We start from the raw sequence: 25,160 nt of genomic DNA, 5'->3' as shown, positions 1-25,160 counted from the left end.
GTGCCGGGCGATCGGTTGCCGGACGATGATTTCCGCTCAACCTGGGGCACCACGCAACGCTCCGGATCGACCGGAGGCGTCGGATCCGGGACCGCTCTCCATGGAACTGTGTTCAGCGACAGCGCATTCGGTGACGAGCGGTTCGGCAGCGGTGCGCCCGGCCAGGCCGACGACACCTCGCGACACCCGATATCGGCCGGAGCAACCGGATCCGAGCCGCCGCTCGGCGGAAAAGCCGTCGGTGGCAGTTCATTCGGTGAAATCCGGGCCGGCGGAGTGCTCCAGCCGGATGCGGTTCATCCGGACGGCGCGGCATCCTCCGGGGCAGCGGACGGAGGCAGTGTGGCCGAGCGCGCGGGACTCGACAGCGAGCCCGCCGGTGTCGCGGTCGACGATGACGCGGCAGCCGACATGCCAGGCGATGCCGCGGCAGCCGAGGCGCTCGGTGACGATTCCGAGGTTGCCGGATGGCGTGGCGTGGCGGCGGAGGAGGCCGAGGCGACCGACGCGGTGAACCTCGCGCTGGCGGTCAGGTCGCGGCGCTTGCTGTGGTCGTTGTTGCGGCCGTACCGGGCGCGGGTCATCGCGGCGCTGGTGATCATCGTGCTGGACAACGCCGCCATCGTGGCCGCGCCGCTGTTCATCGCGTACGGGCTCGACGTCGGCGTGACCGCGGCGATGCGCGGGGATTGGTCGGCGCTGATCGTCGCGGTCGCGGGTGCGGCCGGGTGCGCGCTGCTGAGCGGAGTGACGACCTTCCTGTTCGTGCGGACGGCCGCGGAACTCAGCCAGCAGGTGCTGTTCGATCTGCGGATGCGGGTGTTCACGCATGTGCAGCGATTGCCGATCGCGTTCCACGAGACCTACACCTCCGGCAAGATCGTCGCCCGGCTGACCAGTGACCTGGAATCGCTGGAGGATCTGCTCGACCGCGCGCTGAACGAGGCGCTCAGCGCCGTGTTGTCGCTGGCGACGATCGCGGTGGTGCTGCTGTGGCTAGACGTGCCGCTGGCGCTGGTGATGCTGATCGGCTTCGTGCCGCTCGTGTACATCACCCGCTGGGCCCAGCGGCACCAGCGGGCCGGTTACCGGCGTACCCGCGGGGCGATCGCGAAGGTGGTGGTGCACTTCGTGGAGACCATGGGCGGTATCCGCGCGGTGCAGGCGTTCCGGCGCGAGGAGCGCAACCAGGCCATCCTGGGCGTCGAGGACACCGAATACCGGGCCGCCAACAGCAGCGCGCTGCGCGGTATGGCGGTCTACATCGGCGTGGTCCGGGCGATCAGCGGCGCAAGCACGGTGGTGATCCTGCTGGTCGGCGGCTGGCGGGTGATCCGCGGGGATACCGCGGTCGGCGTGCTGGCCGCATTCCTGCTGTACCTGCGGCAGTTCTACGGGCCGCTGGACGAGTTGGCGCAGGTGTTCAACTCGTACCAGTCCGCGGCCGCGGCCCTGGAACGGATCTCCGGGGTGCTGGAGGAGCGGCCGACCGTACCGGAACCCCTCGAACCCAGGGCGGTGGCCGAACCGGGCGCGCGGGCCCGCGGCGAACTGCGCTTCGACCGGGTGTCCTTCGACTACCCGTTGCGCGGCACCGACGCTGGGGCCGGGTCGGTGGCGAGCACGGACGACACGAAGCACGGCCGGCTGGGGTCGCCCCTGGACGGGGTCGACTCGGCGGGGGCTACCGGCAGGACGAAACGCACCGCCGCGGGATCGGGTGCGGACGTCGGTCCGGTCGCGCGTACAGCCGCGGTGAGACACGACGGTCCAGGATCGATCCCGGACGATGTCCGGTCGGTGCGAGGTGCCGCCGGGGTGAGGCACGACGAAGCAGGAATGGTGCCGGGGGACGTCAGGGCGGTTGACGGTGCGGCCAGGACGAAGCGTGCCGCTGCGGTGTCGGTCCCGGACGGTGTCGGGCAGGTGCCGGGTGCGGGCGGGACGGGGAACGTCGGTGGATCGGAGCAGGCCGGGTCGGGGACGACTGTGACACAACGTGGGGGTGTGGGACCGGCCAGGACCGGCGGTCGGCGGACCCAGCTGGAGCTCACGCTCACCGTTCCGGCGGGGCAGGTGGTGGCGTTGGTCGGCGCGACCGGGGCCGGAAAATCGACACTGGCGAAGCTGGTGGCGCGGTTCTACGACCCGACGGCCGGCAGTGTCCGGCTCGACGGGATCGACCTGCGAGACATCGCCGATGTCGAACTGCGCCGCAACATCACCATGGTGACCCAGGAGTCGTACCTGTTCTCCGGGTCGGTGGCCGACAACATCCGGCTCGGCAGGCCGGAGGCCACCGACGAGGAGGTGCGGGCAGCCGCCCGCGCGGTGGGGCTGGCCGATTTCGTCGAATCGCTGCCGGAAGGCTTCGAGACCGATGTGCGCAAGCGCGGCGGGCGGTTGTCGGCCGGACAGAAGCAGCTGGTGGCGTTCGCCAGGGTGTTCCTGGCGGACCCGGCGGTGATCGTGCTGGACGAGGCCACCTCGAGCCTGGACATCCCCGGCGAGCGGCTGGTGCAGCGGGCGTTGGAGACGGTGCTCTACGGTCGCACGGCCGTCATCATCGCGCATCGGCTGTCCACGGTCGCGATCGCGGACCGGGTGCTGGTTCTGGAGGCCGGACGGGTGGTCGAGGACGGGTCGCCCGACGAATTGGTCGCTGCCACAGGACGTTTCGCCGCGCTGCACACCGCCTGGCGGGAGTCGCTGGTGTAGCCGCGGTTCCGTTCGGACCGCGCGGGAGCGGCACTCCGATGGCTGGGGCACAACCTGCGGGCCGTCGTCACCTAACGTAGAGGGGTGACGAATCCAGCCCAGGGTGAAACGACGGCCGCACAGGCGGGCGGCCGCAACGGGGACGCGGTCGCGGGCGAGTCGCGCTGGCCGGCGATTCTCACCTGGCGAGCACACAACTTCTCCCGGATGGAGTCGGTCCGGGTGACCGTCACCGGTAACCGCATCCGCGCCTCCGGCCGCATCATCGCCGGTGAGTGCGACGACCACCCGGCCTTCAGCGCGTCCTACGACCTGGTCACCGACGAGGCCGGGATGACCAAGCGGCTGTCACTGCGCAGCACGGTCGCCGCGGGCGAGCGGCATGCGTCGATCGCCCGCGACGAGGAGAACTACTGGCTGATCGACGCCGGCGGCAGCCACGTGCGATCCACCTTCGGCGACGCCCTCGACGTCGACGTGGTGCTGAGCCCGTTTTTCAACACGCTCCCGATCCGCCGCTACGGCCTGGCGCGCACCTCCGACTATGTAGAGGTGCCGGTCGTCTACGTGCGGCTGCCGGAACTGCTGGTCGAGGAGTCGAAGCTGACCTACTCCAGCGGCGCGGACGGCATCCACGTGCTGTCACCGGTATCCACCGCGACCGTGACCGTCGACCCGGACGGCTTCCTGCTGAACTATCCGGGCCTCGCCGAGCGCATCTGAGCCGACCGCAGCCAGGTCGAGCGGGATCCGATCAGTTCAGCTGCCGGATCACCCCGCCGCGTTGCCCGGCCGCCCGCAACCGTTCGTGCCAGTCGTGGTCACCCGGCCGAATATCGGTGATGTCCCAGCGTTCCAGCGTGTCGTAGCGGTTGCGTTCGCTGTACCCGGCGTCGATCAGTGCGCCGAGGGTGCCGTCCGTCGCCAGGGTGTCACGCGCGTCGCCGAGCAGCCGCAGGGCGTCGTCGAGCGCGTCGAGCAGTGCCGTCGCGTTCGGCTCGCAGATCGCGCGGACGAGTTCGGGGGCAGTGCCCGCGACCCGGGTGCCGTCCCGGAAGGAGCCGGCCGCGAGTCCGAGTGCGAGATCACCACCGGCGGCACCGGCCACCGCGAGCGCCTCGGCGAGTACGTGCGGCAGGTGGGAGATCCGCGCGACCGCGCGATCGTGCTCCTCGGCGATCACCGGAGCGATCACCGCGCCGCTGTCCAGCGCCAGCCGCGCCACCCGCTCCCAGGATTCGGCGTGGGTGCCGGGATCGACGCCCAGGGCCCAGACCGCGCCGGTGAACAGATCGGCACCGGATGCCGCCCAACCGGATTCGGCGGTTCCGGCCATCGGATGCCCGCCGACGAAGCGCGCGCCGAGCTCGTGTTTGCGCACGGTCGCCAGCACCGGCGTCTTCACGCTGATCACATCGGTGAGTACACATTCGGGAGCGAGCAGCCCGATATCGGAGAGGACCGCGTCCAGGGCGGGCATCGGCACCCCCACCACGACCACGGCGTCCTCGTCCGCGGCCCGTCGCAGGACCGGCCGGATGTCGGTGCCCACGTCGAATCCGTCGGCCCGCGCGGCCTCCGCACCTGCGGCGGAACGGTTGTAACCCCAGCTCCGGTAGCCCGCCGTGGCGGCGGCGCGCAGCACCGACCCTCCGATCAACCCGGTGCCCAGCACACATACCGCCGACTTCTGTAGGGCTGTCATCGAATCAGATTCGCATACGACTTCAACATTTCCGCCGAAGCGGACTACCGTTGCGCCCATGGCACAGCGCTCCAGCACGAACAGGGCGGCGTCGGATGAAGGCGACGACGTCGATGGGTTCGCCGTGGCGGTGATTCGCGAGGACAGCAAGTGGCGGTGCAGCCCGCTCAGCTCTGCGGCACTGCTCAGCCTGGAGGCGGCGGAGAGTGAACTGCGAGCGCTGCGCAGCACCGGGGCCCTGTTCGGATTACTCGACGTGGACGACGAGTTCTTCGTCGTCCTGCGCCCGGGTCCGGCAGGCAGCCGCCTACTGCTGTCCGACGCCACCGCCGCGATCGACTACGACATCGCCGCCGATGTGCTGGACGAGTTGAACATCGAGATCCCCGACATCGACCCGGACGAGATCGATGACGTCGAGCCCTGGGGCGAGGGCGATCTCGGCGTGCTCGCCGATCTCGGCCTGCCGGAGCCGGTGCTGAGCGTGATCCTGGCCGACACCGAGCTCTACCCGGACGAGCAGATCACGATGATCGCGCAGCGCCTGGGCTTCGCCGGGGAACTCACCGCGGTGCTGGACCACTGCCGCACTGAATGACCCGGGATCCGCTTCGGTACCCCACCCCCGCTCTCGACGAGGCGTACGTACGCGCGGCGCTGGCCGCCGCCGACGCCGCGGATCCACGGGACGTGCCGGTCGGCGCGGTGGTCTTCGACGCCGAGGGCCGCGAACTCGCCCGCGCCGCCAATGCGCGCGAGGCGACCGGCGACCCGACCGCGCACGCCGAGATCCTCGCGCTGCGCCGCGCCGCGCAGGTGGCCGGCGACGGCTGGCGGCTGACCGACGCCACCCTCGCCGTGACGCTGGAGCCGTGCACGATGTGCGCGGGCGCCCTGGTGCTGGCCCGGGTACGGCGCCTGGTCTTCGGGGCATGGGAACCGAAGACCGGGGCTGTCGGCTCACTGTGGGACGTGGTGCGTGACCGTCGTCTCAATCACCGCCCCGAGGTCCGCGGCGGCGTGCTCGAATCCGAGTGTGCCGCAAGGCTCGACGCCTTCTTCCGCACCCAGCGTCCCTGATCGGCCGCGGTGACGGGATCCAGGCGATTTACGGTTTCGGCGACCGTTCCGGTAAAGTCACCTGCGGTGGCGTGTCCGAGCGGCCTAAGGAGCACGCCTCGAAAGCGTGTGTGGGGTATCCCCCCACCGAGGGTTCAAATCCCTCCGCCACCGCCATGAGCCCCTTACCTGTTTCGGCAGGTGAGGGGCTTTTTTTCATCCCGCCTGTTCCCAGTGCGGCCGATGTTCGGCCAGCTCGCTGAACACGCGCAGGCCCGCGGCGATCTTGCCGGACATGATGTTCAACTGCTCGGGTGGCACCGGGGTGCCGGTGGCTGCGGCCGTGGCGAGGTTGTCGCGGACCTGTTCGAGCCACAGCTGCGCGAACTGGAGGTGGCGGTCGAGGGGCATGTGCCGAGACTACTCTCATTCGAACGTACATTCGATAACGAATCCGTCTCGCGGCGCCGAGCCCGCAGGCGCGCATTCTCCGGCGTGGCGGCGCGGCCGAAATTCGTCCGATGAGAGGACTACTGTGGGCGGACGTGGACCTACGCATCTTCACCGAGCCCCAGCAGGGGGCCGACTACGACGACTTGTTGCGGGTCGCGAAGGCGACCGAGGCGGCCGGCTTCGATGCCTTCTTCCGCTCCGACCATTTCCTGAAGATGGGCTCGGTGTCCGGGCTGCCCGGACCCACCGACGCCTGGCTCACCCTCGCGGCGCTGGCCCGGGAGACCTCGCGCATCCGGCTGGGCACCCTGGTCACCTCGGCCACGTTCCGGCATCCGTCGGTGCTGGCCGTCTCGGTGGCGCAGGTGGATCGAATGTCCGGCGGCCGAGTCGAATTCGGGCTCGGCGCGGGATGGTTCGCGGGCGAGCACGACGCCTACGGCATCGAATTGCCCGGTCCGGCAGATCGTTTCGATCGATTCGCGGAGCAGCTGGAGATCATCACCGGGCTGTGGGGAACCCCCGAGGGCGGCAGCTTCGACTTCGCCGGGAAGCACTACCGCCTGGAAGGCGCTCCGGCACTGCCGAAACCGGTGCAGCGGCCGGGTCCGCCGGTGATCATCGGCGGCTTCGGCAAGAAGCGCACCCCGGAACTGGCGGCCCGCTTCGCCCAGGAGTTCAACGTCGCCTTCTCCGACTTCGGCACGGCCGCAACCCAATTCGATCGGGTCGCGGCCGCCGCGCGGGCGATCGGCCGGGATCCGGGCGAGATCACCCGGTCGGTCGCGCAGGTGCTGTGTGTCGGCCGCGACGAGGCCGAGGTGTCCCGCCGGGCCGCCGCCATCGGCCGCGAGCCCGACGAACTGCGTGCCAACGGCCTCGGCGGCTCGCCCGCCGAGGTGGTCGACAGGATCGGCCGGTACCGCGAGGCCACCGGTATCACCCGGCTCTACCTCCAGGTGCTGGACCTCTCGGACCTGGATCACCTCGATCTGGTCGCCGCCGAGATCGCCCCGCAGCTGGGCTGATCCGCCGCATCGCCCGGTCGCCGGACGGGCCTCGCGGACAACTCGGCCCCGCACCCGAATTCGGGTGCGGGGCCGAGCTTTTCGTGTCGGAGGTCAGCCGACCGGGACCGGCTCCTCGTCGACCCGCTTGTTCTGCCGCTGCAACTCACGCAGCTTGGAACCCTCGACGTCGATATCGGGCAGGATCCGATCCAGCCACTTCGGCAGCCACCAGGCCCACTTGCCCAGCAGCACCAGCAGCGACGGGATCAGCACCATCCGGACCAGGAAGGCGTCGAACAGCACGCCCGCGGCCAGGGCGAAGCCCATCGACTTCGCGGTGACGTCGGATTCCATCAGGAAGCCCGCGAACACCGAGATCATGATGATCGCCGCCGACGTGACCACCCGGGCGCCGTGGTGGTAACCCACGACCACGGCGTCCTTCGGCGTCCGGCCGTGCATGTACTCCTCGCGCATCCGGGTCACCAGGAACACCTGGTAGTCCATCGCGAGGCCGAACACCAAGCCGATCAACACGATCGGCAGGAAGCTGACCAGCGGATGGGTCTCCTTGATCAGACCCAGCTTGCCCTCCTGGAAGATCAGCACCGTGGCGCCGAACGTGGCCGCCATCGACAACAGGAAGCCCAGGGCGGCGGTCAGCGGTACCAGGATCGATCGGAACACCAGGACCAGCAGGAGGAACGCCGCCAGCGCCACGATCGACATGTACGGCACGATCTTGCCGAGCAGCGCGTTCGACACGTCGGCGTAGATCGCGGTGGTACCCGTGATGCCGTACTCCATGCCGTAGCGCGCCTTGAACGCGCTCTCGGCGTCGCGGGCGTGCTTCACCAGATCCTGGGTGGCCTTGTTGTTCGGACCCGAGGTCGGCACCGCCTTCAGCAGGGCGCCGGTGCTGTTCGCGTAGTCGTTGGTGGCGGAGCCGCCCGATCCGGCGGTCCCTTGGTCCGATTTGATCACGGCGTTGGTCTGCGCCGAGGTCACGTAGTCCATGCCCGGATACGAGGCCAGCTTGTCGTGCAACTCGGTGACCGCCGCCTGACGCTGCTTCGGATCGACGTTGGTCAGATCCGCGACCACGGTCAGGATGCCGTTGCTGCCCTCACCGAAGCCCTCGGTACGCAGGTCGTACGCCTTGCGGATCGTGGTGGTCTTCGGCTGCGCGTCCTCCCCGGGCAGGCCCAGGGTCAGCTTGGTGGCGGGCAGCGCCAGCAGGCCGAGCACGACCACGGCCAGGACCAGCGTCACGGCCGGGGCCCGGCCGATGAGGCGGCCGATCCGCATACCGTTGGTGACCGAGTTCTCGTCCTCGGGATCGTGCTTGGCGACCAGCGGCAGCTTCGGCTTGAACAGGAACCGGCCGAAGGCGCCCATCAGCGCGGGCAGCAGGGTCAGCGCCACCATGATGGCGAAGAACGCGGCCAGCGCGCCGCCCAGGCCCATCCAGGTGAGGAAGCTGACGCCGACGATACTCAGCCCGCACAGCGCGACGATCACGGTCATACCCGCGAACACGACCGCCGAGCCGGCGGTGCCGATCGCGGTGCCAGCCGCCTCCTCGGGCGAATCCTGTACCGCGAGTTCGTGTTTGTACCGGGAGACGATGAACAGCGCGTAGTCGATCGACAACGCGATACCGATCATCGACGCCAGCACGGTCGTGAACGCCGGAATGTTGGCGATCGATGTGCCCGCCATGATCAGCGCCGAGGCGGACCCCACGCCGATGATGCCGGTGAAGATCGGCACGAACGCGGCGATCAGCGCGCCGAACGCGATCATCATCACGATGAAGGCGACGGCGTAGCCGATCATCTCGGCGCTACCGCTGCTCTGCATCTGCTTCTGCGCGATGGTGCCGCTCATCTCGACGGTCAGCCCGGCCGAGCGGGCGTCGCCGGCGATGTCGTAGGCCAGCGTCCGGTCGGCGTCGGTGACATCGGCGAACTTCGCGATGGCGAACGGCACCTGGATCACAGCCACCGAATCGGGGATGTCCTTGCTCAGCACGTTCAGCGGTGCGGCGCTGCAGCGGGACACGAAGTCCGAACCGGTCCGATCGCCGGTGAGGCAGTTCATCTGGGTGCTGGCCTCGATCGGATCGGCCAGCGGCTTGGCGTGGTCGACGATGTCGAGGTTGTTCAGCTTCTGCACCAGCGCGGTGAGCGCGGCGTGGTTCGCGGGGTCGGTGAGCTTCTGCCCGGCCGGCGCGCCGACGACGTAGGTACCCGTGACCGCGTCGAACTTGAACTGCGCGGACAGTCCGGGGAACTGCTTGTCCAGAATCTCGGTGGCGCGGGCCGAGGGCAGGTTCGGCATGTTGAAGTCGTCCTTGACGGGCTTCTTCAGGCCGACGCCGAGACCGCCGAGGATCACGATGATCAGTAACCAGACGGGCAGGACGATCCATTTCCGGCGAAAGGCGAATTTGCCCCACCGGTACAGATATACGGACACGAGGGATGTGCTCCTAGTGATGGCTTCGGATCGGGTGCTGAGCTGTCTGTGGGGGCCCGTAGGGCAAGCACTCACGCGGTCGCCGCGCCGCGAACCGCCTCCATGTAACGCTGTCTGCCTACCGTGCGGTAGGTAGACTACCTATGATTAACCGGAGGTACAACCTCGATATTAGGGGATGCCCCGACGGGGGTGCGAAGTCGATGAGAGGATCACCTGATGGCGGTGCGCAGTACTCCCGGAGGGGTTGTCGCAGGTAGAAGTACCAAAGAGGCGATTCGGGAGGCCGCGATCGAGCTGTTTTCGGACAAGGGATTCGAACAGACGAGCCTGCGCGAGGTCGCCGATGCGGTAGGAATCACAAAAGCTTCGCTGTACTACCACTACGCGTCGAAGCAGGATCTGCTGCTGGCGATCGTCGATCCGATCATCGACGACCTGCACGCGGTCGCCGACGGCCTGGACGACGTGGAGCACGGCCCCGCCGGTCAGCGCGCGGTGTTGACCCGGCAGGTGCGGGCGATGCTGCGGCATCGCCGCACGGTGCTGATGTTCGTGCGCGACACCACCGCGATCGCGCGGGCCATCGCCAACCGCGACGAGGAACTCCAGGACGCGCGCATGCGCGTATGCCGCTGGCTGGCCGGGCCCGGCGCCACCGACGAGGGCATCCTGCGCGCCGCCGCGGCCTTCCAGGTGCTGACCGTGGCGCTCGGATCACAGGAACTGGTGCCGGAGGCCGACACCGAGCTCATCGAGCGAGTGGTGCTGGACGCAGCGCTCGGTGTGCTGGGTGTCGGCCCGGACGGCGCGGACGGAACCGAGGGCGACAGTGCACATCACGGCTAGGGTCGACTACGCCGTCCGGGCGCTGCTGGAGATCGCGCGGGCGCAGCCGGAGGCCGCGAAGGCCGACGGCATCGCCGCCGCGCAGGCCATCCCGGCCAAGATCCTGGAAACGGTGCTGGCCGAACTGCGCCGGGCCGAACTGGTCCGCAGCCGCCGCGGCCCCGACGGCGGCTATCGTCTGGCCCGGCCGGCCGCCGAAATCAGCGTCGCCGACGTGATCCGCGCGATCGAGGGCCCGCTGGCCTCGGTGCGCGGGCAGCGACCCGAGGACGTGGCCTACGGTGGTGCGGCGCGGCCGCTGCAACAGGTGTGGATCGCGCTCCGGGTGAACATCCGCGCCGTGCTGGAACAGGTTTCGATCGCCGACCTCGCGACCGGTGATCTGCCCGATTTCGTGGCCGAGCTCACGAGCGACCCCGGTGCGTGGACGCGCCGGCCGGTTCCGGATGGAACGCCATCCGTGGTGCTGAGAGGAGAAAAGGGTGAGCCGTCCGTCGAGCGATGGCGGTAGCCTGCACGCATCATGTTGATCCGATTGCTCCGCACCTTCCTGGCTCCCTACCGCGCACAGCTGGCGGGTGTCGTGGTGCTTCAGCTGATATCCGTTATAGCGATGCTCTATCTTCCGTCGCTGAACGCCGACATCATCGACAACGGCGTCACCAAGGGCGATGTGAGTTACATCTGGACCACCGGCCTGTGGATGCTGCTGGTGTCCGGCGTGCAGATCGTGGCCTCGGCCGCCTCGGTGTATCTGGGCGCGCAGGCCGCGATGGCGGCCGGGCGTGACATCCGCGCCGCCCTGCTGCACCGGGTCGGTTCGTTCTCGGCCCGCGAGGTCGGGTTGTTCGGCGCCCCGTCGCTGATCACCCGCAATACCAACGACGTCCAGCAGGTTCAGCTGCTCATCGTGATGAGCGTGACGGTGCTGGTGATGGCGCCGATCATGTGCATCGGCGGCATCGTGATGGCGCTGCGGCAGAGCCTCGGCCTGTCCTGGGTGCTGGTGGCCGCGGTGCCGGTGCTGGGCCTCACCATGAGCGTGATCATCTCGCGGATGGTGCCCGGGTTCCGGCGCATGCAGGAACGCATCGACGGGGTGAATCGCGTTCTGCGCGAACAGATCACCGGCATCCGGGTGGTGCGGGCCTTCGTCCGGGAGCGGCAGGAGACCTGGCGCTTCGGCGTGGCCAACTCGGCGCTGACCGATATCTCGCTCTACGTCGGCCGGCTGGCCGCGCTGATGTTCCCGGCGGTGATGCTGATCAGCAACGTCACCACGGTGGCGGTGATCTGGTTCGGCGGGCATCGCATCGACTCCGGGTCGATGCAGGTCGGCGCGCTGACCGCGATGCTGTCCTACATCATGCAGATCCTGATGGCCGTGATGATGGCCTCGTTCCTCGCAATCCTGGCGCCGCGTGCGGCGGTCTCGGGGGAGCGGATCTCCGAGGTGCTCGACACCGAATCGTCGGTGCTGCCGCCGCGGTTGCCGCAGCCGCTCACCGAGGACGCGGGCACGGTCGACTTCGCGTTCGCGGAATTCAAGTACCCGGGCGCCGAGAAGGCGGTGCTGCGGGCGATCCGGTTCCGGGTCGAGCCCGGCACCACCACGGCGATCGTCGGATCCACCGGTTCCGGTAAGACCACGCTGATCAACCTGATCCCCCGGCTGATCGATGTCACCGACGGCGCGGTGTACGTCGGCGGCACCGATGTCCGGCACATCGACCTCGAAGCGCTGCGCGGTTCGATCGGCCTGGTACCGCAGCGCGGGTACCTGTTCTCCGGCACTGTCGCGAGCAACCTGCGCTACGGGCGGCCGGAGGCCACCGACGAAGAGCTCTGGGCCGCACTGGAAATCGCGCAGGCGGCCGATTTCGTCCGGGACATGCCGCAGGGGCTCGACACCCCGGTGGCACAGGGCGGCACGACCGTCTCCGGTGGTCAGCGGCAGCGGCTCGCGATCGCCCGCGCCCTGGTCCGCAGGCCGCGGATCTACCTGTTCGACGACTGCTTCTCCGCCCTGGACGTCGCCACCGACGCGCGGGTCCGCGAAGCGCTGCGACCGGAGATTGCCGACGCCGCGGTCATCACGGTGGCCCAGCGGATCTCGACGGTCCGCGACGCCGACCAGATCGTCGTGCTGGAGGACGGCGCGATCGTCGGCCTCGGTACCCACGACCAATTGGTCCGCGAGTGCAAGGAATATCGAGAGATCGTGGAATCCCAGCTGAGTGTGACGGAGGCGGCCCGATGAGGCCCGGGATGCCGGGACCGGGGGCGCCGGGGACCAAGGCCAAGTCGTTCGGGCCGTCGCTGCGGCGGCTGGCCGTCCGGCTGGCGCCCGAGAAGGTCTATCTCGCAATCATTTTCGTCCTCGCGACGACGGCCGTGGTGCTCAACACGCTGGGCCCGCAGATCCTCGGCAGGGCCACCAACCTGATCTTCGACGGGGTGATCGGCAAGCAGTTGCCGGCCGGTCTCACCAAGGATCAGGCGATCGCGGGGCTGCGCGACCAGGGGCAGAACCGGCTCGCCGACATGCTCCGCGGGATGGACGTGATCCCCGGCGCCGGAATCGATTTCGGCGCGGTGGGCCGGGTGCTGGCGCTGGTGCTGACGCTCTACGTGGTGGCGTCGGTGTTCACCTGGTTGCAGGGCTACCTGATCAACGAGGTGATCAACCGGACGGTGAAGCGCCTGCGCGCCGACATCGAGGACAAGATCCACCGGCTGCCGCTGAGCTACTTCGACTCGACCCCGCGCGGCGACGTGCTGTCCCGCGTCACCAACGACGTCGACAACATCTCGCAGAGCCTGCAGCAGACCATGAATCAGCTGGTGATCCAGGTGCTCTCGGTCATCGGCCTGCTGTCCATGATGTTCTGGATCTCGCCGACGCTGGCCCTGATCGCGCTGGTGACGCTGCCGGCCGCGATCTGGGTGACCACCCTGATCGCCAAGCGGTCCAAGCCGCACTTCATCGACCAGTGGAAGTACACCGGTCTGGTGAACGCGCAGGTCGAGGAGGCGTTCACCGGCCACGAGGTGATCAGCGCCTTCGGCCGCATCCGGGAGGTCGGCCAGGAGTTCGATCAGCGCAACGAGAAGCTGTACCAGTCCAGTTTCCGCGCCCAGTTCATCTCCGGCCTGATCATGCCGACGATGACCCTGCTCGGGAACATCAACTACGTGCTGATCGCCGTGGTCGGCGGCCTGAAGGTGGCGACCGGCAGCCTGTCGCTGGGCGAGGTGCAGGCGTTCATCATGTACTCGCGGCAGTTCAGCGCGCCGCTGATGCAGGTCGGCGCGATGATCAACCTGTTGCAGTCCGGCGTGGCCTCAGCCGAGCGGATCTTCGAGATCCTGGACGCCGAGGAGCAGCAACCGGATCCGGCCGAGGAGGATCTGCGCCCGCTGGAGCGTGGCCGGGTGGCCTTCGAGCACGTCGGTTTCGGCTACGAGCCCGACACCCCGATCATCGAGGATCTGTCGCTGGTCGCCGAGCCCGGCCACGTGGTCGCCATCGTCGGCCACACCGGCGCCGGCAAGACCACGCTGGTGAATCTGCTGGAGCGGTTCTACGAGATCGACTCCGGCGCCATCACCATCGACGGCGTGAACATCACCGACATCACCCGCGACCGGCTGCGGTCCCGGATCGGCATGGTGTTGCAGGACACCTGGCTGTTCGGCGGCACGATCCGGGAGAACATCGCATACGGCCATCCCAACGCGTCGGAGGAGGAGATCCTCGCCGCGGCCAAGGCCGCCTACGTGGACCGGTTCGTGCACGCGCTGCCGCACGGCTACGACACCGTGCTGGACGAGGAGGGTTCGGGGGTCAGCGCGGGTGAGAAGCAGCTGATCACGATCGCCCGCGCCTTCCTGGCCAAGCCGTCGATCCTGATCCTCGACGAGGCCACCAGCTCCGTCGACACCCGCACCGAACTGCTGGTGCAGCACGCGATGGCCGAATTGCGCCGCGATCGAACCAGTTTCGTGATCGCGCACCGGCTCTCCACGATCCGCGACGCGGATCTGATCGTGGTGATGGACAAGGGCCGGATCGTCGAACAGGGCTCGCACCGCCAGTTGCTGGCGGCCCGCGGCCCGTACCGCGAGCTGTACAACGCGCAGTTCGCGGGCGCGGCGGTCGGCGCGGAGGCGGTCGAGGTCCAGTGACCGACTTCGGTTTCGAGGTCGGCACCCGGCTCGACGGACGGCACGGCCGGACCGGTGTGCTGACCACGCCGCACGGCCGCATCGCCACCCCCGCCTTCGTGCCGGTCGGCACGAAGGCGACGGTGAAGGCGGTGCTGCCGGAGACCATGCGGGAGATCGGCGCACAGGCGTTGCTGGCCAACGCCTATCACCTGTACCTGCAACCGGGTTCGGACATCGTGGACGAGGCCGGGGGCCTGGGCCGGTTCATGAACTGGCCGGGCCCGACCTTCACCGACAGCGGTGGCTTCCAGGTGATGTCGCTCGGGGTCGGTTTCAAGAAGGTGCTGGCGATGGAGTCGGTCGGCGTGCAGCGCGACGACGTCGTCGCGAAGGGCAAGGAGCGCCTGGCCGTCGTCGACGACGACGGCGTCACCTTCCGCTCCCACCTGGACGGCTCGAAACACCGCTTCACACCCGAGGTTTCGATGCGCATCCAGCACGAACTGGGTGCCGACGTGATGTTCGCCTTCGACGAACTGACCACCCTGATGAACACCCGTGGCTATCAGGAGAAGTCGCTGCAGCGCACGCACGAGTGGGCGCAGCGCTGCCTGGACGAGCACGAAAGACTCAGTGCCGCACGCAAACACCGCCCGTACCAGGCGCTGTTCGCGGTGATCCAGGGCGCGCAGTACGAAGACCTGCGCCGCAAGGCATGTCGCGATCTGGCGGCGATGCGTGGCGGCAGCGGAACGGAATTCGACGGCTCGGAATTCGACGGGTACGGGATCGGCGGCGCGCTGGAGAAGAGCAATCTCGGCACGATCGTCGGCTGGTGCTGTGCCGAACTGCCCGAACACAAACCGCGGCATCTGCTGGGTATCAGCGAGCCGGAGGATTTCTTCGCGGCCGTCGAGAACGGCGCCGACACCTTCGACTGCGTGAACCCGTCGCGGGTGGCGCGCAATGCCGCGATCTATGTGGACGACGGGCGATTCAACATCAACACCAGTCGATTCCGGCGCGATTTCACCCCGATCGACGAGACCTGCGACTGCTACACCTGCGCGAACTACACCCGTGCGTACATCCACCATCTCTTCAAGGCCAAGGAGATGCTGGCGGCCACGCTGTGCACGATTCACAACGAGCGCTTCACCATTCGGCTCGTGGACCGGATCCGGGACAGCATCGACAACGGCCGGTACGACGAATTCAAGGCCGAGGCGCTGGGCCGCTGGCAGGGCAGTCGTCAACCTCACTAGCCGAGATACGCCGCGGGCCTGGCCCCGGAAATTAACAGAGAGGTAATATTTCGGCAGTTCCACGGGTCGCCCCGCCGCCGGTAGCAAGGGCATTCCGGTGGGTTCTGGAGTTCTGGAGGGTCCGGGTGTCGGCACAGTATGTCCCGCGGTTGTTCCCGCGCATCGTCGTCGGGGTGAGCGGATCGCTCGGTAGCCTGGCCGCTCTGCATCGAGCCGTGGCGCAGGCGCGGCGCCGGCCGGAGGCGGAGGTGGTGGCCGTGCTGGCCTGGGCGCCGCCCGGCGGGGAGTACGCGCAATCCCGATACCCCTGCCCGGAACTGCTGGACGTGGCCCGTTCGGCGGCCCGTGCCCGCCTGCTCGCGGCGCTCGACGACGCCTTCGCCGGGATCGACCCCGGCGTGCCGCTGCGGGCCGAACTGATTCGCGGCGAACCGGTCGAGGCCCTGCTCGCCTGCGCGGATCAGCCGGACGATCTGCTGGTGGTGGGTTCCGGTGGCGGCCGGCTGTCCCGCGGGCTGCGGCGGCCGGTGGCGACGCGGCTGACCCGCCGGGCGGTCTGTCCGGTGCTGGTGGTGCCGAAGCCGGAGTTGCAGCGCGAGCTGGAACGGTCGGGCTCCCGGCTGGCCTCGTGGCTGCCGCTCCGGCGGCATTCGGGCGCGCTGCTGCCGGATGCGGTCGTGCGCTCGGTGGGCACCGCGTAGTCGATCCGGCACTCGGCTGCCCAGGTGCCGGATCGTCGTGCCGGTGGGGTCAGCTGAACAGCGCGGGCCGATCGAGCGGTGCGTAGCTCGGCTCGTGCTTCTTCAGATAGGCGATGCAGCGGTAGCTGATCGGCATGATGAACACCTCGCACATGGTCTTCCAGACGAAGCCCACGATGACGTAGTTGATGAACGCGCCCCAGGTGTTGATCCCGATCGCGGTGGCCGCGAGGGAGCAGAACACGAGCGTGTCGCCGAACTCACCGGCCACGGTGGAGCCCAGCAGGCGTGCCCACAGATGCTTCTCCTTCGTGCGCTCCTTGATCAGGACGAGCGTGGCGGAGTTGAGGAACTGCCCGATGACATAGCCCGCGAAGCCGGCGGCGACCAGCTGCGGGGTGGTGCCGACCACGGTCCGGAAGGCGTCCTGGTTGTCGTAGAAATCGGCCTTGGGCAGCCCGATCGCGATCCAGAAACAGATCACCATCAGGGCGAGCATGCCGAAGCCGTAGTAGATGGTCCGGCGCGCGGCCTTGAAGCCGTATACCTCGCTGAGGATGTCGCCGATGACGTAGGCCAGGGGGAACAGGAAGAAGGCGCCGTCGGTGGTGATCGGCAGGATATCGATCGGGCCCAGCGATACGTGATGGGTTCCGAAGAACTGCACACCCTTGGTCGCGCAGATGTTGGAGATCATCAGGACGGTCGTGAACAGGGCCACGATCAGGGTGTATGCACTCCCCGAGACCTTCGCGAAAGCCGCGTGTTCGGTCTCGGGGCGCCCAGGCCGGTCGTTGTCCGTCGGGGTTGCGGGTAGTTGTGTCTCACTCACGAGGTGTGGACGATACCTGCACGTCGGCGCTGTGGAATAGGCTGAGTCAATGACGAATCCCGGCGATTCCGACGAGTGGTGGAAGCAATACGGTGGCGAGGGGGTCTCCCCTGAGTCCGGTGGACGGTCCGAACCACCGCCGCCCGCCCCGCCGGGCGGCTACCCCTCGGCCCCGCAGTATCAGCAGCAGCCGCCGGTCACGCCGCCGCCGCAGCAGTATCCGTCCTATCCGAGCCCGCCGCCGTACCAGGCGCCGCCACAGTATGGCCAGCCCGGGTACGGGCAGCCCGGGTACGGGCAGCAGCCGGGATCCGGGTACGCGCCGTATCCGGGATATCAGCAGCCGGCGCAGGGCAACAACGGCATGGCGATCGCCGCGCTCGTGCTCTCGATCGTGGGGTTGTTCTGCTGCCCGGCGGGGATCGCGGGCATCATCTGTGGTTTCACCGCGCTGAACCAGATCAAGGAGCGCGGCGGCCAGGGCCGCGGCATGGCCCTCGCCGGGATCATCATCGGGTCGATCGGCATCATCCTGACGCTCATCATCGTCGTCATCGATATGGCCGTCAACTGATCCACGTGAAACGACAAGGGGCGCATCCGAATTCGGATGCGCCCCACGGGTGCCGGGCCGGAGATCAGCCCTTGACCACCACGGCGCCGCCGGCGAACTTGTCGTGCCAGCCCTGGTGGTTCGGATCCGAGGAGATCGTCATCGCGATCCGGATGACCAGCACCAGCGACGCGATGCTGCCGATGCAGGGAACGATGCCGGTGAGCAGGAACAGATTCCGCTTCAGCGACGAGCCCGCGTCGAGGTTGTTGCCGTCGGGACCGATCACGCGCAGACCCAGTGCCTTCTTACCCAGCGTCGCCCCGAGCTGGGTCTCCAGGCCGATGTAGTACAGCACGCCGAGCACCGAGACCAGGATCGGCAGCAGGAACCTGCTGATCAGGCCGCTGTTGCCGATGGCAAGCAGCAGCAGGAAGCTGACGATGTAGGACGGGATCGCGACGACGATGCCGTCGATGAGCCGCGCCGCGAACCGGATGCCGAGTTCGGCGGGATGGGCGCCCGGGGGCAGGTTCAGCGGCTGGCCGAACTGCTGCGGGTAGGGCGCGTAGGCCGGCTGCTGCTGCCCGTAGGCCGCCTGCTGACCGTACGGATCCTGCTGCGGTGGCTGCTGTCCGTAACCGGGCTGCTGACCGTACGGATCCTGCTGCGGTGGCTGCTGTCCGTAGCCCGGCTGCTGACCGTACGGTTGCTGCTGTCCGTAGGGCTGCTGCCCGTACGGATCCTGCTGCGGCGGCTGCTGTCCGTAACCCGGCTGCTGCCCGTAGGGCTGTTGCTGACCGTACGGCTGACCGGGCTGCTGCCCGCCCGGCGCGTACTGCGGCTGGCCGTAACCCGGCTGCTGTCCGTACGGCTGTTGCTGCTGCCCGTAGCCGGACTGATCCGAATACTGCTGTCCGCCTTGCGGATACGGTTGCCCAAAGGACTGTCCGCCGGGAGGTTGGTTGGGATCGTACCCACCATTGGTCATATCAGGAATCCTCGATGCTGAATGGACGTGCTGGTATCGACCGGCTACGTTACGGATATCAACCGCGTCGCAACAAGCCGATCGGTTCCAATATCCACGGCGAGTGCGACAACGTTTCCGGATCGAATGTCCGGAGCAACTCTGCTGTGGTGCGGGCGGCCGGCGCGATCGAGCCGGCCAGCAGCGCCGTGACCTGCTCGGCGGTCTCGCCGGCGGCGAGCCGATCGGCGAGGGTGACGGCCCCGTCCCGTTTGGCCAATCGCTTGCCCTCGCTGTTGAGAACCAATGGGACATGGGCGTATCGGGGCACCTCGAATCCGAGCAGGGTCGCCAGATAGGCCTGCCGCGGTGTGGCGGGTAGCAGGTCGTCGCCGCGCACCACGTGATCGAAGTCCTGTTCGCTGTCGTCGACGACGACCGCGAGATTGTATGCGGGCGTGCCGTCTCCGCGACGCAACACGAAATCGTCCACGAGACCTCGATAGTGCCCGTGTATTTCGTCGATGATGTCGAATTCGGTGACCTCCGAACGCAATCGCAGCGCCGCCGGCCTGCCGTCGGCGCTGCGGGCGGCCCGTTCGGCCGCGCTCAGCTCGCGACAGGTTCCGGGATAGGCGCCCAGCGGTCCGTGCGGAGCGGTCGCGGCCTGCTGAATCTCCTTTCGCGTGCAATAACATTCGTAGGTGAGGCCGGCCGCGGTCAGTCGTTCCGTGGCGGCGTGGTGCCGCGACAGCCGTTGCGACTGCCACACCACCGGACCGTCCCAGTCCAGCCCGATCGCGGCGAGGTCGGCGAGTTGCCGCTCGGCGATCTCGGGCCGGGACCGGTCCCGATCCAGATCCTCCACCCGGATACCGAATTCGCGCCCGGTCGACCGGGCGAACAGCCATGCCAGCAGCGCGGTACGCAGATTGCCGAGATGCAGATCGCCCGAGGGGCTCGGGGCGAATCGCCCCGCCCCCGGGACCGGCCGCCGCAGCGGCGGGTGCAGTCGCGACTGCGTGGGCAGCCGACCGGCCGCGAGTTCCGCCAGCAGCTCTCGCGCGCGGGCGATCAGGCCGGCGGCGTCGATGTCGTAGGGAACCGGTTCGGCGGCGGTCAGGCGGCCGACGGCACGCTCGAGCAGCAGCCGCGCTCCCTTCGGGTTACCCCGCTGGATATGGGTCAGCCCGACCGCGTACTGGGCCAGACCCTGCCACAGCATCTTCTCGGCAATCGGACCGTTCTTCCACGCGGCCTCCAGGACCTCGTGTGCGTGGAACGCGGTGCCGTCGTCCAGCAGCCGCTGCGCGTAGTCCAAGGTTTGCCGGGAGGTTAGCTGGAGGTCTTCCGGGATGCGGGGGACGCCGACGCTACCCGGCGGCAGGGGGCGACCGAGCCGGTCGCGGGGCCGGGCATTCCGGGCATGCCCGGCGTCGTCTCGGTCGCGTTCGCTCACCGGACCATTCTGCCCGCCGGCGCCGGATCGTGAATATCCGGTACGAGCCACTCGCGCGCGCGAACCCGGCAATTACCCACGCTCCGCTGTATCGATCTTGTATTTAGATAAGCAATTTGTCCGCAAACCAATCGCGGTCCGGATATGTCCGGATCTTCGGCCGGTGAACGCGAAAACTGTCCCTGGCGCGACTGTGAAAACCTGCTAGTGTGCAACACGGCGGGCAACACTCCGCAAAGTGAAAACCGGTGGATGTGCGCGGCCGTCGCGAGCGGCAGTTGTACACACACCACCACCATGGCGCATCCCCGGGATTCCGGTGCTCGGCAGGAGTCCCCGGGGACAAGATCGAATGATTGGCCAGGGCAAACTCGTATTCTCGATGTAGCGAAGGAGCTATAGCTGTGAAGGTCGACGTGACCAGTGCTGTGTGGCGAAAGAGTTCATACAGTGGTCCCGACGGAAACTGCGTGGAGGTCGCTTTTCTGGGCGACGACAATATCGCGGTGCGCGACACCAAAGACCGTGGTCGTGGCCCGATCCTGGCCTTCACCCCCGGCGAGTGGGACACCTTCGTCGCCGAGGTGACCGGCGGGATGTTCGGCCGGGCCTGAGCCCCCCGTGCCGTGCGGCACCGGCCCCGGGCTGTCCGGCCCGGGGCCGGTCGCGATATTCCGTGATTCTATCAATTGTTTCAGTCCGGGTGCTCAATTTTCGGCCGGATCATCGGCCGTCATTTCCTGCGCTCGCCGCAGCACCGCGAGCCTGCGAGATTCCTGTGTATGTGCATTACCCTGCAGCAGCTCGATTTCCGGCTCCGGATCGGCCCGGAAGAAGCTCCCGCTGCCCGGTTTACCGGACAGTCCCAGTTCGTTCATCTTCTTCGGGATCGCCGCGCCCCGGTATGCCAGCGGAATAGCGTGGCCGCGTTCATCGACCGGCCCCAGCGGCTGATGCAACTCGAGGTATTCGCCGTCCGGCAACCGCCGGATGATCCCGGTTTCGATGCCGTGCGCCAGCACCGCCCGATCGGAACGCTGCAGGGCGAGGCACAGTCGATAGGCGGCGAAATAGGCCAGTGGGGGTACCACCAGCAATCCGATCCGGAAGATCCAGGTCGTCGCGTTCAGCGAAATGTCGAACTTCAGCGCGATGATGTCGTTGACGCAGGCCAGCGTCAGGACGGCGTAGAAGGCCAGCGCCATCGCGCCGATCGCCGTGCGCACGGGCGCATCGCGTGGCCGCTGCAGCAGATTGTGCGCCGCGCGGTCCCGGGTGAGCCGCTTCTCGATCCACGGGTAGCCGATCAACAGCCCGAACAGCAGCGGCATCAGGATCGCCACCGCGAACGAGCCGGGCACGGTATGCCCGAACAGGTAGAGCTCCCAGGCCGGGAACAGTCGCAGGAATCCGTCGGTCCACATCAGGTAGAAGTCCGGCTGGGTACCGGCCGAGACCTGAGCGGGGTTGTACGGACCCAGGTTCCAGATCGGATTGATCTGCAGCAGGCCGCCCATGAACGCGAGTACGCCGAGGGTCAGCATGAAGAACGCGCCCTGGTCGAAGGCGAACACCGGCACGATGCGGGTGCCGACCACGTTCCGCTCCGTGCGTGCCGGCCCCGGGAACTGGGTGTGTTTCTGGTACCAGACCAGCGCGATGTGCGCGGCCACCAGCGCCACCATGATGCCCGGGAACAGCAGTACATGGGCGATGTACAGCCGCGGGATGATGATCGTGCCGGGGAAGTCGCCGCCGAACATCAGCCAGTGCAACCAGGTGCCGACCACCGGGGTGCCGAGCGTGATACCCGCGAACGCGGCGCGCAGGCCCGTGCCGGACAGCAGGTCGTCGGGCAGCGAGTAGCCGAAGAACCCCTCGAACATCGCGATGATCAGCAGTACCGAGCCGATCACCCAATTCGCCTCGCGCGGTTTGCGGAAGGCGCCGGTGAAGAAGATCCGGCACAGGTGCACGACCATCGACGTCGCGAACAGCAGTGCGGCCCAATGGTGTACCTGCCGCACGAACAACCCGCCGCGCACCTCGAAGCTGATGTTCAGCGCCGTCTCGTAGGCCCGCGACATGCCGACGCCGCGTAACGGCTGGTAGGCGCCGTCGTAGACCACCTCGGACATCGAGGGGTCGAAGAACAGCGTCAGATAGATCCCGGACAGGATCAGGATGACGAAACTGTAGAGCGCGATCTCGCCGAGCAGGAACGACCAGTGCGTCGGAAAGACCTTGTTGATGGATCGTTTGGCGAAATTCGCCGCCCGGTAGCGCTGGTCCGCGGAGTCCGCCTGTCCGGCGAGACTGCGGGCGATGACCTCTGATACTGCCATGGCAGTCACCCACTCGAGAGCGTGGAAATCTTCTACTACAGAGCGTAGCACTCATCGTGACCGGGAGCGATGGGTTTCGCGGGCCCCGGCAGCCGAGGCGAATCGCGCACTCCGAATGTGGTGGCTATCGTCGGCGGCATGCCCACGCTCGCCCCCTCGGACGCGATCCGCCACTGGCTGTCCCGGCGGGCCCGCAACGACCTGTTCCTGCTGTACTGCTTCGACGAACCCGGCTGCACCCCGGACACGCTGCGCGCCACCCTGCTCGCCCGCTGCGCGGCCGTCGCCGACCTGCGAATCCGGCTGCGCGAGTACCGCTTCGCCTATCCGCGCTGGGTGCCGTGCGGGATCGCCGCCGAACAGATCGCCGAACATCCACTGCCGCAATCCGATTGGACCTCGGTCGGCGCAGCGCTCAGCGATTTGCTCGCCGACGGAGTGGCCGCCGAGCGGCAGGCCTGGCGGCTGCACCTGTTCCGGCACGTGACCGGCGCCCCCGGTGGTGACGGCCCGGCGCTGGTCGTGGTCCTGCAACTCTCCCACGCACTCGCCGACGGCCGCCGCGCCGCCGAGATCGCCCGCGCGGTATTCGGTTCGGCCGACACCGGGTCGGATGACGGTTCGGTCGTCGAGGACCGGAGTGCGGCGAGCGAAGTCGGAAGCCCGGACACCGTGCCGACCGGTGCCGGGGTCGGCCGGCGTCGGCTCGATGTACGGAGGAGTGCGACGGGCTTCGGCGGCACGTGGTTCGGGCGTGCATCGGCCGTGGTCGCCGTGCGGGGCCGTGACCTCGCCGGGTGGGCGATCGAGGGGAGAGCGCTGGCGGCGCTGCCTGTCGGCGTGGCGCGCACCGTCGTTCGTGGCATCGCCGCCGAACGGGCTCGCCGGGAGCTGGCCGAGCGGACGGCGCGAGGCGAAATACCGCCGCCGGGTGGAGAATTCGCGCCGACGGTGCTGAACCGGCCGCCGGCTCCGGCGCGGCACGCGGTGCGGATGCTGGTCCGTGCCGACCTGCGGGTACCCGGCCGCACGGTGACCGCGCTGGTGCTGGCCGCGATCGCGGAGGCTCTGCCTGCCTACCTGGCCGGACGCGGCGAGGCGCCGGGGGAGCTCGCCGCTCAGGTGTCCGTGGCGCTGCCCGCATCGAACGCGTTGCAGCGCAACAACTATCGGGATGTCGCCGTCGAATTGCACTGCGACGAAAACGATCCGCACCGGCGCACCGAGCTGATCGCCGCCACGCTCGCGGCCCGCCGGATCCGGGCCGCTCATCCGCTGCTCCGCGCACCCGATCGGGCCACCGCCGCGCTCCCGGCACCGGTTCTGCGCCGCGACATCGCCGCCTTCCCGCTCGGCACGGTCCCGGCGAAGCTGTCCGCGCACACCGTCGTCTCCAGCGTCCATCGCGGCGCGGCGGATCTGACCTGTGCGGGCGCGCCGGTCCGGTTCACCGCCGGTTTCCCGGCCCTGGGCGCGGTCATGCACCTGACGCACGGCGTGCACGGTCTCGGTGACACGATCACGGTGTCGCTGCACGCCGATCCGGACGCGCTGCCCGACCTGGACGACTACGCCGCGGCGCTGGACACCGCGCTGACCCGGGTGGTCGCGCTCGCCGCCGCGCCGCGTGACCCATACCACAGTCGAACCGGCGGGTAGCATGCGGGCGCGCGTAGGGTGGGCCCATGCCTGACACTCTGGCTACACCCCCCGTGGCAACGGTGCCGAAAGACAGAACGGTCACATCCATGGCGCCCACCTCCAGCACCTCGTTTCCCGGCCTGCGTCCGGACCACTTCGACCGAGAGGGTTACGACCAGCTCGTCGACGTCCGCGACCTGCGGGCGACCCTCCCCGGCATCCACCGGCTCCGGACCTGGGCCCACGAGGCCCTCGCCGCCGCACCGGGCGAGAGCGCCGTCGACATCGGCTCCGGAACCGGTTCGGAGGTACTGGCATTCGCCGGCGCGGTCGGCCCGACCGGCGCCGCGATCGGCGTGGAACCGGATCCGGATCTGCGTCTGGCCGCGGAACGCCGTGCGGCACAGGCGGGTTCGGCCGCGCGTTTCGTCTCCGGCGACGCCTACGGACTGCCCTTCGGCACGGACTCCGTCGATGTCGCCCTGTGCGAGCGCGTGTTCCAGCATCTGACGGCCCCCGCCCGGGCCACCGCGGAGATCGCGCGGGTGCTGCGCCCCGGTGGGCGGGTCGTGCTGATGGACAGCGACTGGGGCACCGCGATCGTGCACCCGGGCGACCGGCACGTCGTGCACGAGGTGGTCGAGACGCTGATCGCGAGCACCACCCAGCCGTTCTCCGGCCGCCGGTTGTCCGGGTTGCTCACCCAGGCGGGCCTGGTCGTCGACGAGGTGGCCTCGCATGCGCTGGTCCAGGATCCGAGTGCCGGCGCCGGCGCGCTGGTCGGCCGGATCTCCGCGATGGCGGTCGCCCGCGGCGCAATCACCGAACCGCAGCGCGAGCGGCTGCTGACCGATCTGGCGATGGGCGCCCGCACCGGCGACATCCATCTGTCGGTGACCGTCTTCGCGGTGCTCGCCCACAAACCGGAGTAGTCCGTACCGCCGACACG

General features: G+C 68.5%; 22 protein-coding genes, 1 tRNA gene and 1 pseudogene. 16 read left to right on the top strand and 8 right to left on the bottom strand.

All coding sequences use genetic code 11. From position 1 onward, the window contains the following. Nucleotides 1–411 precede the first annotated feature (411 nt). A complete protein-coding gene (locus NRB56_RS38880; RefSeq protein ID WP_227837651.1) occupies nucleotides 412–2,718 on the top strand; it encodes an ABC transporter ATP-binding protein in 2,307 nt (768 codons plus the stop codon). A gap of 174 nt (nucleotides 2,719–2,892) precedes the next feature. Next, nucleotides 2,893–3,441: a putative glycolipid-binding domain-containing protein gene (locus NRB56_RS12140; RefSeq protein WP_319942980.1), complete on the top strand. Its 549-nt coding sequence runs from the start codon at nucleotides 2,893–2,895 to the stop codon at nucleotides 3,439–3,441. Nucleotides 3,442–3,472: 31 nt separating this feature from the next. Here the strand turns inward: NRB56_RS12140 and NRB56_RS12135 are convergent, their stop codons facing one another. Continuing rightward, a complete protein-coding gene (locus NRB56_RS12135; protein ID WP_153341537.1) occupies nucleotides 3,473–4,423 on the bottom strand; it encodes a prephenate dehydrogenase in 951 nt (316 codons plus the stop codon). Between the two features lie 58 nt (nucleotides 4,424–4,481). On the opposite strand from NRB56_RS12135, the gene NRB56_RS12130 reads away from it, so the two are divergent. From NRB56_RS12130 to NRB56_RS12120, 3 genes are all read left to right on the top strand, one after another. Continuing rightward, the gene (locus NRB56_RS12130) at nucleotides 4,482–5,021 is read left to right on the top strand and encodes a tRNA adenosine deaminase-associated protein (RefSeq protein WP_153341535.1); all 540 of its coding nucleotides are present in this window, start codon (nucleotides 4,482–4,484) and stop codon (nucleotides 5,019–5,021) included. Next, nucleotides 5,018–5,503 (top strand): tRNA adenosine(34) deaminase TadA, encoded by a 486-nt coding sequence (gene tadA, locus NRB56_RS12125; protein ID WP_153341534.1) that lies wholly within the window; start codon nucleotides 5,018–5,020, stop codon nucleotides 5,501–5,503. The genes NRB56_RS12130 and tadA overlap by 4 nt, the downstream gene beginning before the upstream one ends. Nucleotides 5,504–5,568: 65 nt before the next feature. Beyond that, nucleotides 5,569–5,659: transfer RNA gene (locus tag NRB56_RS12120), tRNA-Ser, on the top strand. A 39-nt stretch (nucleotides 5,660–5,698) separates the two neighbouring features. Here NRB56_RS12120 and NRB56_RS12115 read toward each other — a convergent pair. After that, nucleotides 5,699–5,893 (bottom strand): DUF6374 family protein, encoded by a 195-nt coding sequence (locus NRB56_RS12115; protein WP_153341532.1) that lies wholly within the window; start codon nucleotides 5,891–5,893, stop codon nucleotides 5,699–5,701. 134 nt (nucleotides 5,894–6,027) lie between these two features. Between NRB56_RS12115 and NRB56_RS12110 the strand changes: the two genes are divergently transcribed. Continuing rightward, nucleotides 6,028–6,963, top strand: a complete 936-nt coding sequence (locus NRB56_RS12110; protein ID WP_319942979.1) for an LLM class F420-dependent oxidoreductase — start codon at nucleotides 6,028–6,030, stop codon at nucleotides 6,961–6,963. Between the two features lie 93 nt (nucleotides 6,964–7,056). Here the strand turns inward: NRB56_RS12110 and NRB56_RS12105 are convergent, their stop codons facing one another. After that, a complete protein-coding gene (locus NRB56_RS12105; RefSeq protein WP_319942883.1) occupies nucleotides 7,057–9,426 on the bottom strand; it encodes an MMPL family transporter in 2,370 nt (789 codons plus the stop codon). 219 nt (nucleotides 9,427–9,645) lie between these two features. Here NRB56_RS12105 and NRB56_RS12100 point away from each other — a divergent pair, with 219 nt between their 5' ends. The 6 genes from NRB56_RS12100 (at nucleotide 9,646) to NRB56_RS12075 (ending at nucleotide 16,411) form a co-directional block, all read left to right on the top strand. Then, complete coding sequence (locus tag NRB56_RS12100) at nucleotides 9,646–10,275, top strand: TetR/AcrR family transcriptional regulator (protein WP_153341528.1); 630 nt, start codon at nucleotides 9,646–9,648, stop codon at nucleotides 10,273–10,275. Continuing rightward, entirely contained in the window at nucleotides 10,259–10,786 is a 528-nt protein-coding gene (locus NRB56_RS12095; RefSeq protein WP_319942882.1) for an RrF2 family transcriptional regulator, read from the top strand. The genes NRB56_RS12100 and NRB56_RS12095 overlap by 17 nt, the downstream gene beginning before the upstream one ends. A gap of 12 nt (nucleotides 10,787–10,798) precedes the next feature. Continuing rightward, nucleotides 10,799–12,535, top strand: coding sequence for an ABC transporter ATP-binding protein (locus tag NRB56_RS12090; RefSeq protein ID WP_153341526.1), 1,737 nt, complete (start codon nucleotides 10,799–10,801; stop codon nucleotides 12,533–12,535). An 8-nt stretch (nucleotides 12,536–12,543) separates the two neighbouring features. Further along, nucleotides 12,544–14,463 (top strand): ABC transporter ATP-binding protein, encoded by a 1,920-nt coding sequence (locus NRB56_RS12085; RefSeq protein WP_153341524.1) that lies wholly within the window; start codon nucleotides 12,544–12,546, stop codon nucleotides 14,461–14,463. Continuing rightward, the gene (gene tgt / locus NRB56_RS12080; RefSeq protein WP_319942881.1) at nucleotides 14,460–15,710 is read left to right on the top strand and encodes a tRNA guanosine(34) transglycosylase Tgt; all 1,251 of its coding nucleotides are present in this window, start codon (nucleotides 14,460–14,462) and stop codon (nucleotides 15,708–15,710) included. Before NRB56_RS12085 ends, tgt begins: the two co-directional genes overlap by 4 nt. A 125-nt stretch (nucleotides 15,711–15,835) precedes the next feature. Continuing rightward, entirely contained in the window at nucleotides 15,836–16,411 is a 576-nt protein-coding gene (locus tag NRB56_RS12075; RefSeq protein ID WP_319942880.1) for a universal stress protein, read from the top strand. Nucleotides 16,412–16,460: 49 nt separating this feature from the next. Here NRB56_RS12075 and NRB56_RS12070 read toward each other — a convergent pair whose 3' ends face one another. Next, nucleotides 16,461–17,138, bottom strand: coding sequence for a queuosine precursor transporter (locus NRB56_RS12070; RefSeq protein ID WP_264767020.1), 678 nt, complete (start codon nucleotides 17,136–17,138; stop codon nucleotides 16,461–16,463). A gap of 154 nt (nucleotides 17,139–17,292) precedes the next feature. Here NRB56_RS12070 and NRB56_RS12065 point away from each other — a divergent pair, with 154 nt between their 5' ends. Next, nucleotides 17,293–17,817: a DUF4190 domain-containing protein gene (locus NRB56_RS12065; protein WP_153341523.1), complete on the top strand. Its 525-nt coding sequence runs from the start codon at nucleotides 17,293–17,295 to the stop codon at nucleotides 17,815–17,817. A 64-nt stretch (nucleotides 17,818–17,881) separates the two neighbouring features. On the opposite strand, the gene NRB56_RS12060 is transcribed toward NRB56_RS12065, so the two are convergent. The 3 genes and pseudogenes from NRB56_RS12060 to NRB56_RS40100 all read right to left on the bottom strand — a co-directional run. Beyond that, nucleotides 17,882–18,787: an RDD family protein gene (locus NRB56_RS12060; protein ID WP_153341521.1), complete on the bottom strand. Its 906-nt coding sequence runs from the start codon at nucleotides 18,785–18,787 to the stop codon at nucleotides 17,882–17,884. A 58-nt stretch (nucleotides 18,788–18,845) separates the two neighbouring features. Continuing rightward, nucleotides 18,846–19,796 (bottom strand): tRNA glutamyl-Q(34) synthetase GluQRS, encoded by a 951-nt coding sequence (gluQRS, locus tag NRB56_RS12055; protein ID WP_406603475.1) that lies wholly within the window; start codon nucleotides 19,794–19,796, stop codon nucleotides 18,846–18,848. Between the two features lie 129 nt (nucleotides 19,797–19,925). Next, nucleotides 19,926–20,225: pseudogene (locus NRB56_RS40100) on the bottom strand (DUF309 domain-containing protein); the annotation flags it as partial. A gap of 404 nt (nucleotides 20,226–20,629) precedes the next feature. On the opposite strand from NRB56_RS40100, the gene NRB56_RS12050 reads away from it, so the two are divergent. Further along, complete coding sequence (locus NRB56_RS12050; protein WP_319942878.1) at nucleotides 20,630–20,839, top strand: DUF397 domain-containing protein; 210 nt, start codon at nucleotides 20,630–20,632, stop codon at nucleotides 20,837–20,839. Nucleotides 20,840–20,932: 93 nt separating this feature from the next. Here NRB56_RS12050 and qcrB read toward each other — a convergent pair whose 3' ends face one another. Next, the gene (gene qcrB, locus NRB56_RS12045) at nucleotides 20,933–22,570 is read right to left on the bottom strand and encodes a cytochrome bc1 complex cytochrome b subunit (protein ID WP_153341517.1); all 1,638 of its coding nucleotides are present in this window, start codon (nucleotides 22,568–22,570) and stop codon (nucleotides 20,933–20,935) included. 138 nt (nucleotides 22,571–22,708) lie between these two features. Here qcrB and NRB56_RS12040 point away from each other — a divergent pair, with 138 nt between their 5' ends. Next, nucleotides 22,709–24,229: a WS/DGAT domain-containing protein gene (locus NRB56_RS12040; RefSeq protein ID WP_153341515.1), complete on the top strand. Its 1,521-nt coding sequence runs from the start codon at nucleotides 22,709–22,711 to the stop codon at nucleotides 24,227–24,229. 89 nt (nucleotides 24,230–24,318) lie between these two features. After that, nucleotides 24,319–25,143, top strand: a complete 825-nt coding sequence (locus NRB56_RS12035; protein WP_153341513.1) for a methyltransferase domain-containing protein — start codon at nucleotides 24,319–24,321, stop codon at nucleotides 25,141–25,143. Nucleotides 25,144–25,160: the final 17 nt, after the last annotated feature.

The sequence above is a fragment of the Nocardia aurantia genome, from assembly GCF_009604425.1.
Taxonomy (GTDB): Bacteria; Actinomycetota; Actinomycetes; order Mycobacteriales; family Mycobacteriaceae; genus Nocardia; species Nocardia aurantia.
The sequence above is the reverse complement of the archived record's forward strand: the minus strand, read 5'-3'. Positions and strand labels throughout refer to the sequence as shown.

What these genes read in the sequence shown, in the direction of transcription:
- NRB56_RS38880 (WP_227837651.1), top strand. Translation starts at nt 412, where the DNA reads ATGCCAGGCGATGCCGCGGCAGCCGAGGCGCTCGGTGACGATTCCGAG.
- NRB56_RS12135 (WP_153341537.1), bottom strand. Translation starts at nt 4,423, where the DNA reads ATGACAGCCCTACAGAAGTCGGCGGTATGTGTGCTGGGCACCGGGTTG.
- NRB56_RS12130 (WP_153341535.1), top strand. Translation starts at nt 4,482, where the DNA reads ATGGCACAGCGCTCCAGCACGAACAGGGCGGCGTCGGATGAAGGCGAC.
- tadA (WP_153341534.1), top strand. Translation starts at nt 5,018, where the DNA reads ATGACCCGGGATCCGCTTCGGTACCCCACCCCCGCTCTCGACGAGGCG.
- NRB56_RS12115 (WP_153341532.1), bottom strand. Translation starts at nt 5,893, where the DNA reads ATGCCCCTCGACCGCCACCTCCAGTTCGCGCAGCTGTGGCTCGAACAG.
- NRB56_RS12100 (WP_153341528.1), top strand. Translation starts at nt 9,646, where the DNA reads ATGGCGGTGCGCAGTACTCCCGGAGGGGTTGTCGCAGGTAGAAGTACC.
- NRB56_RS12090 (WP_153341526.1), top strand. Translation starts at nt 10,799, where the DNA reads ATGTTGATCCGATTGCTCCGCACCTTCCTGGCTCCCTACCGCGCACAG.
- NRB56_RS12085 (WP_153341524.1), top strand. Translation starts at nt 12,544, where the DNA reads ATGCCGGGACCGGGGGCGCCGGGGACCAAGGCCAAGTCGTTCGGGCCG.
- NRB56_RS12065 (WP_153341523.1), top strand. Translation starts at nt 17,293, where the DNA reads ATGACGAATCCCGGCGATTCCGACGAGTGGTGGAAGCAATACGGTGGC.
- NRB56_RS12060 (WP_153341521.1), bottom strand. Translation starts at nt 18,787, where the DNA reads ATGACCAATGGTGGGTACGATCCCAACCAACCTCCCGGCGGACAGTCC.
- qcrB (WP_153341517.1), bottom strand. Translation starts at nt 22,570, where the DNA reads ATGGCAGTATCAGAGGTCATCGCCCGCAGTCTCGCCGGACAGGCGGAC.
- NRB56_RS12040 (WP_153341515.1), top strand. Translation starts at nt 22,709, where the DNA reads ATGCCCACGCTCGCCCCCTCGGACGCGATCCGCCACTGGCTGTCCCGG.
- NRB56_RS12035 (WP_153341513.1), top strand. Translation starts at nt 24,319, where the DNA reads ATGGCGCCCACCTCCAGCACCTCGTTTCCCGGCCTGCGTCCGGACCAC.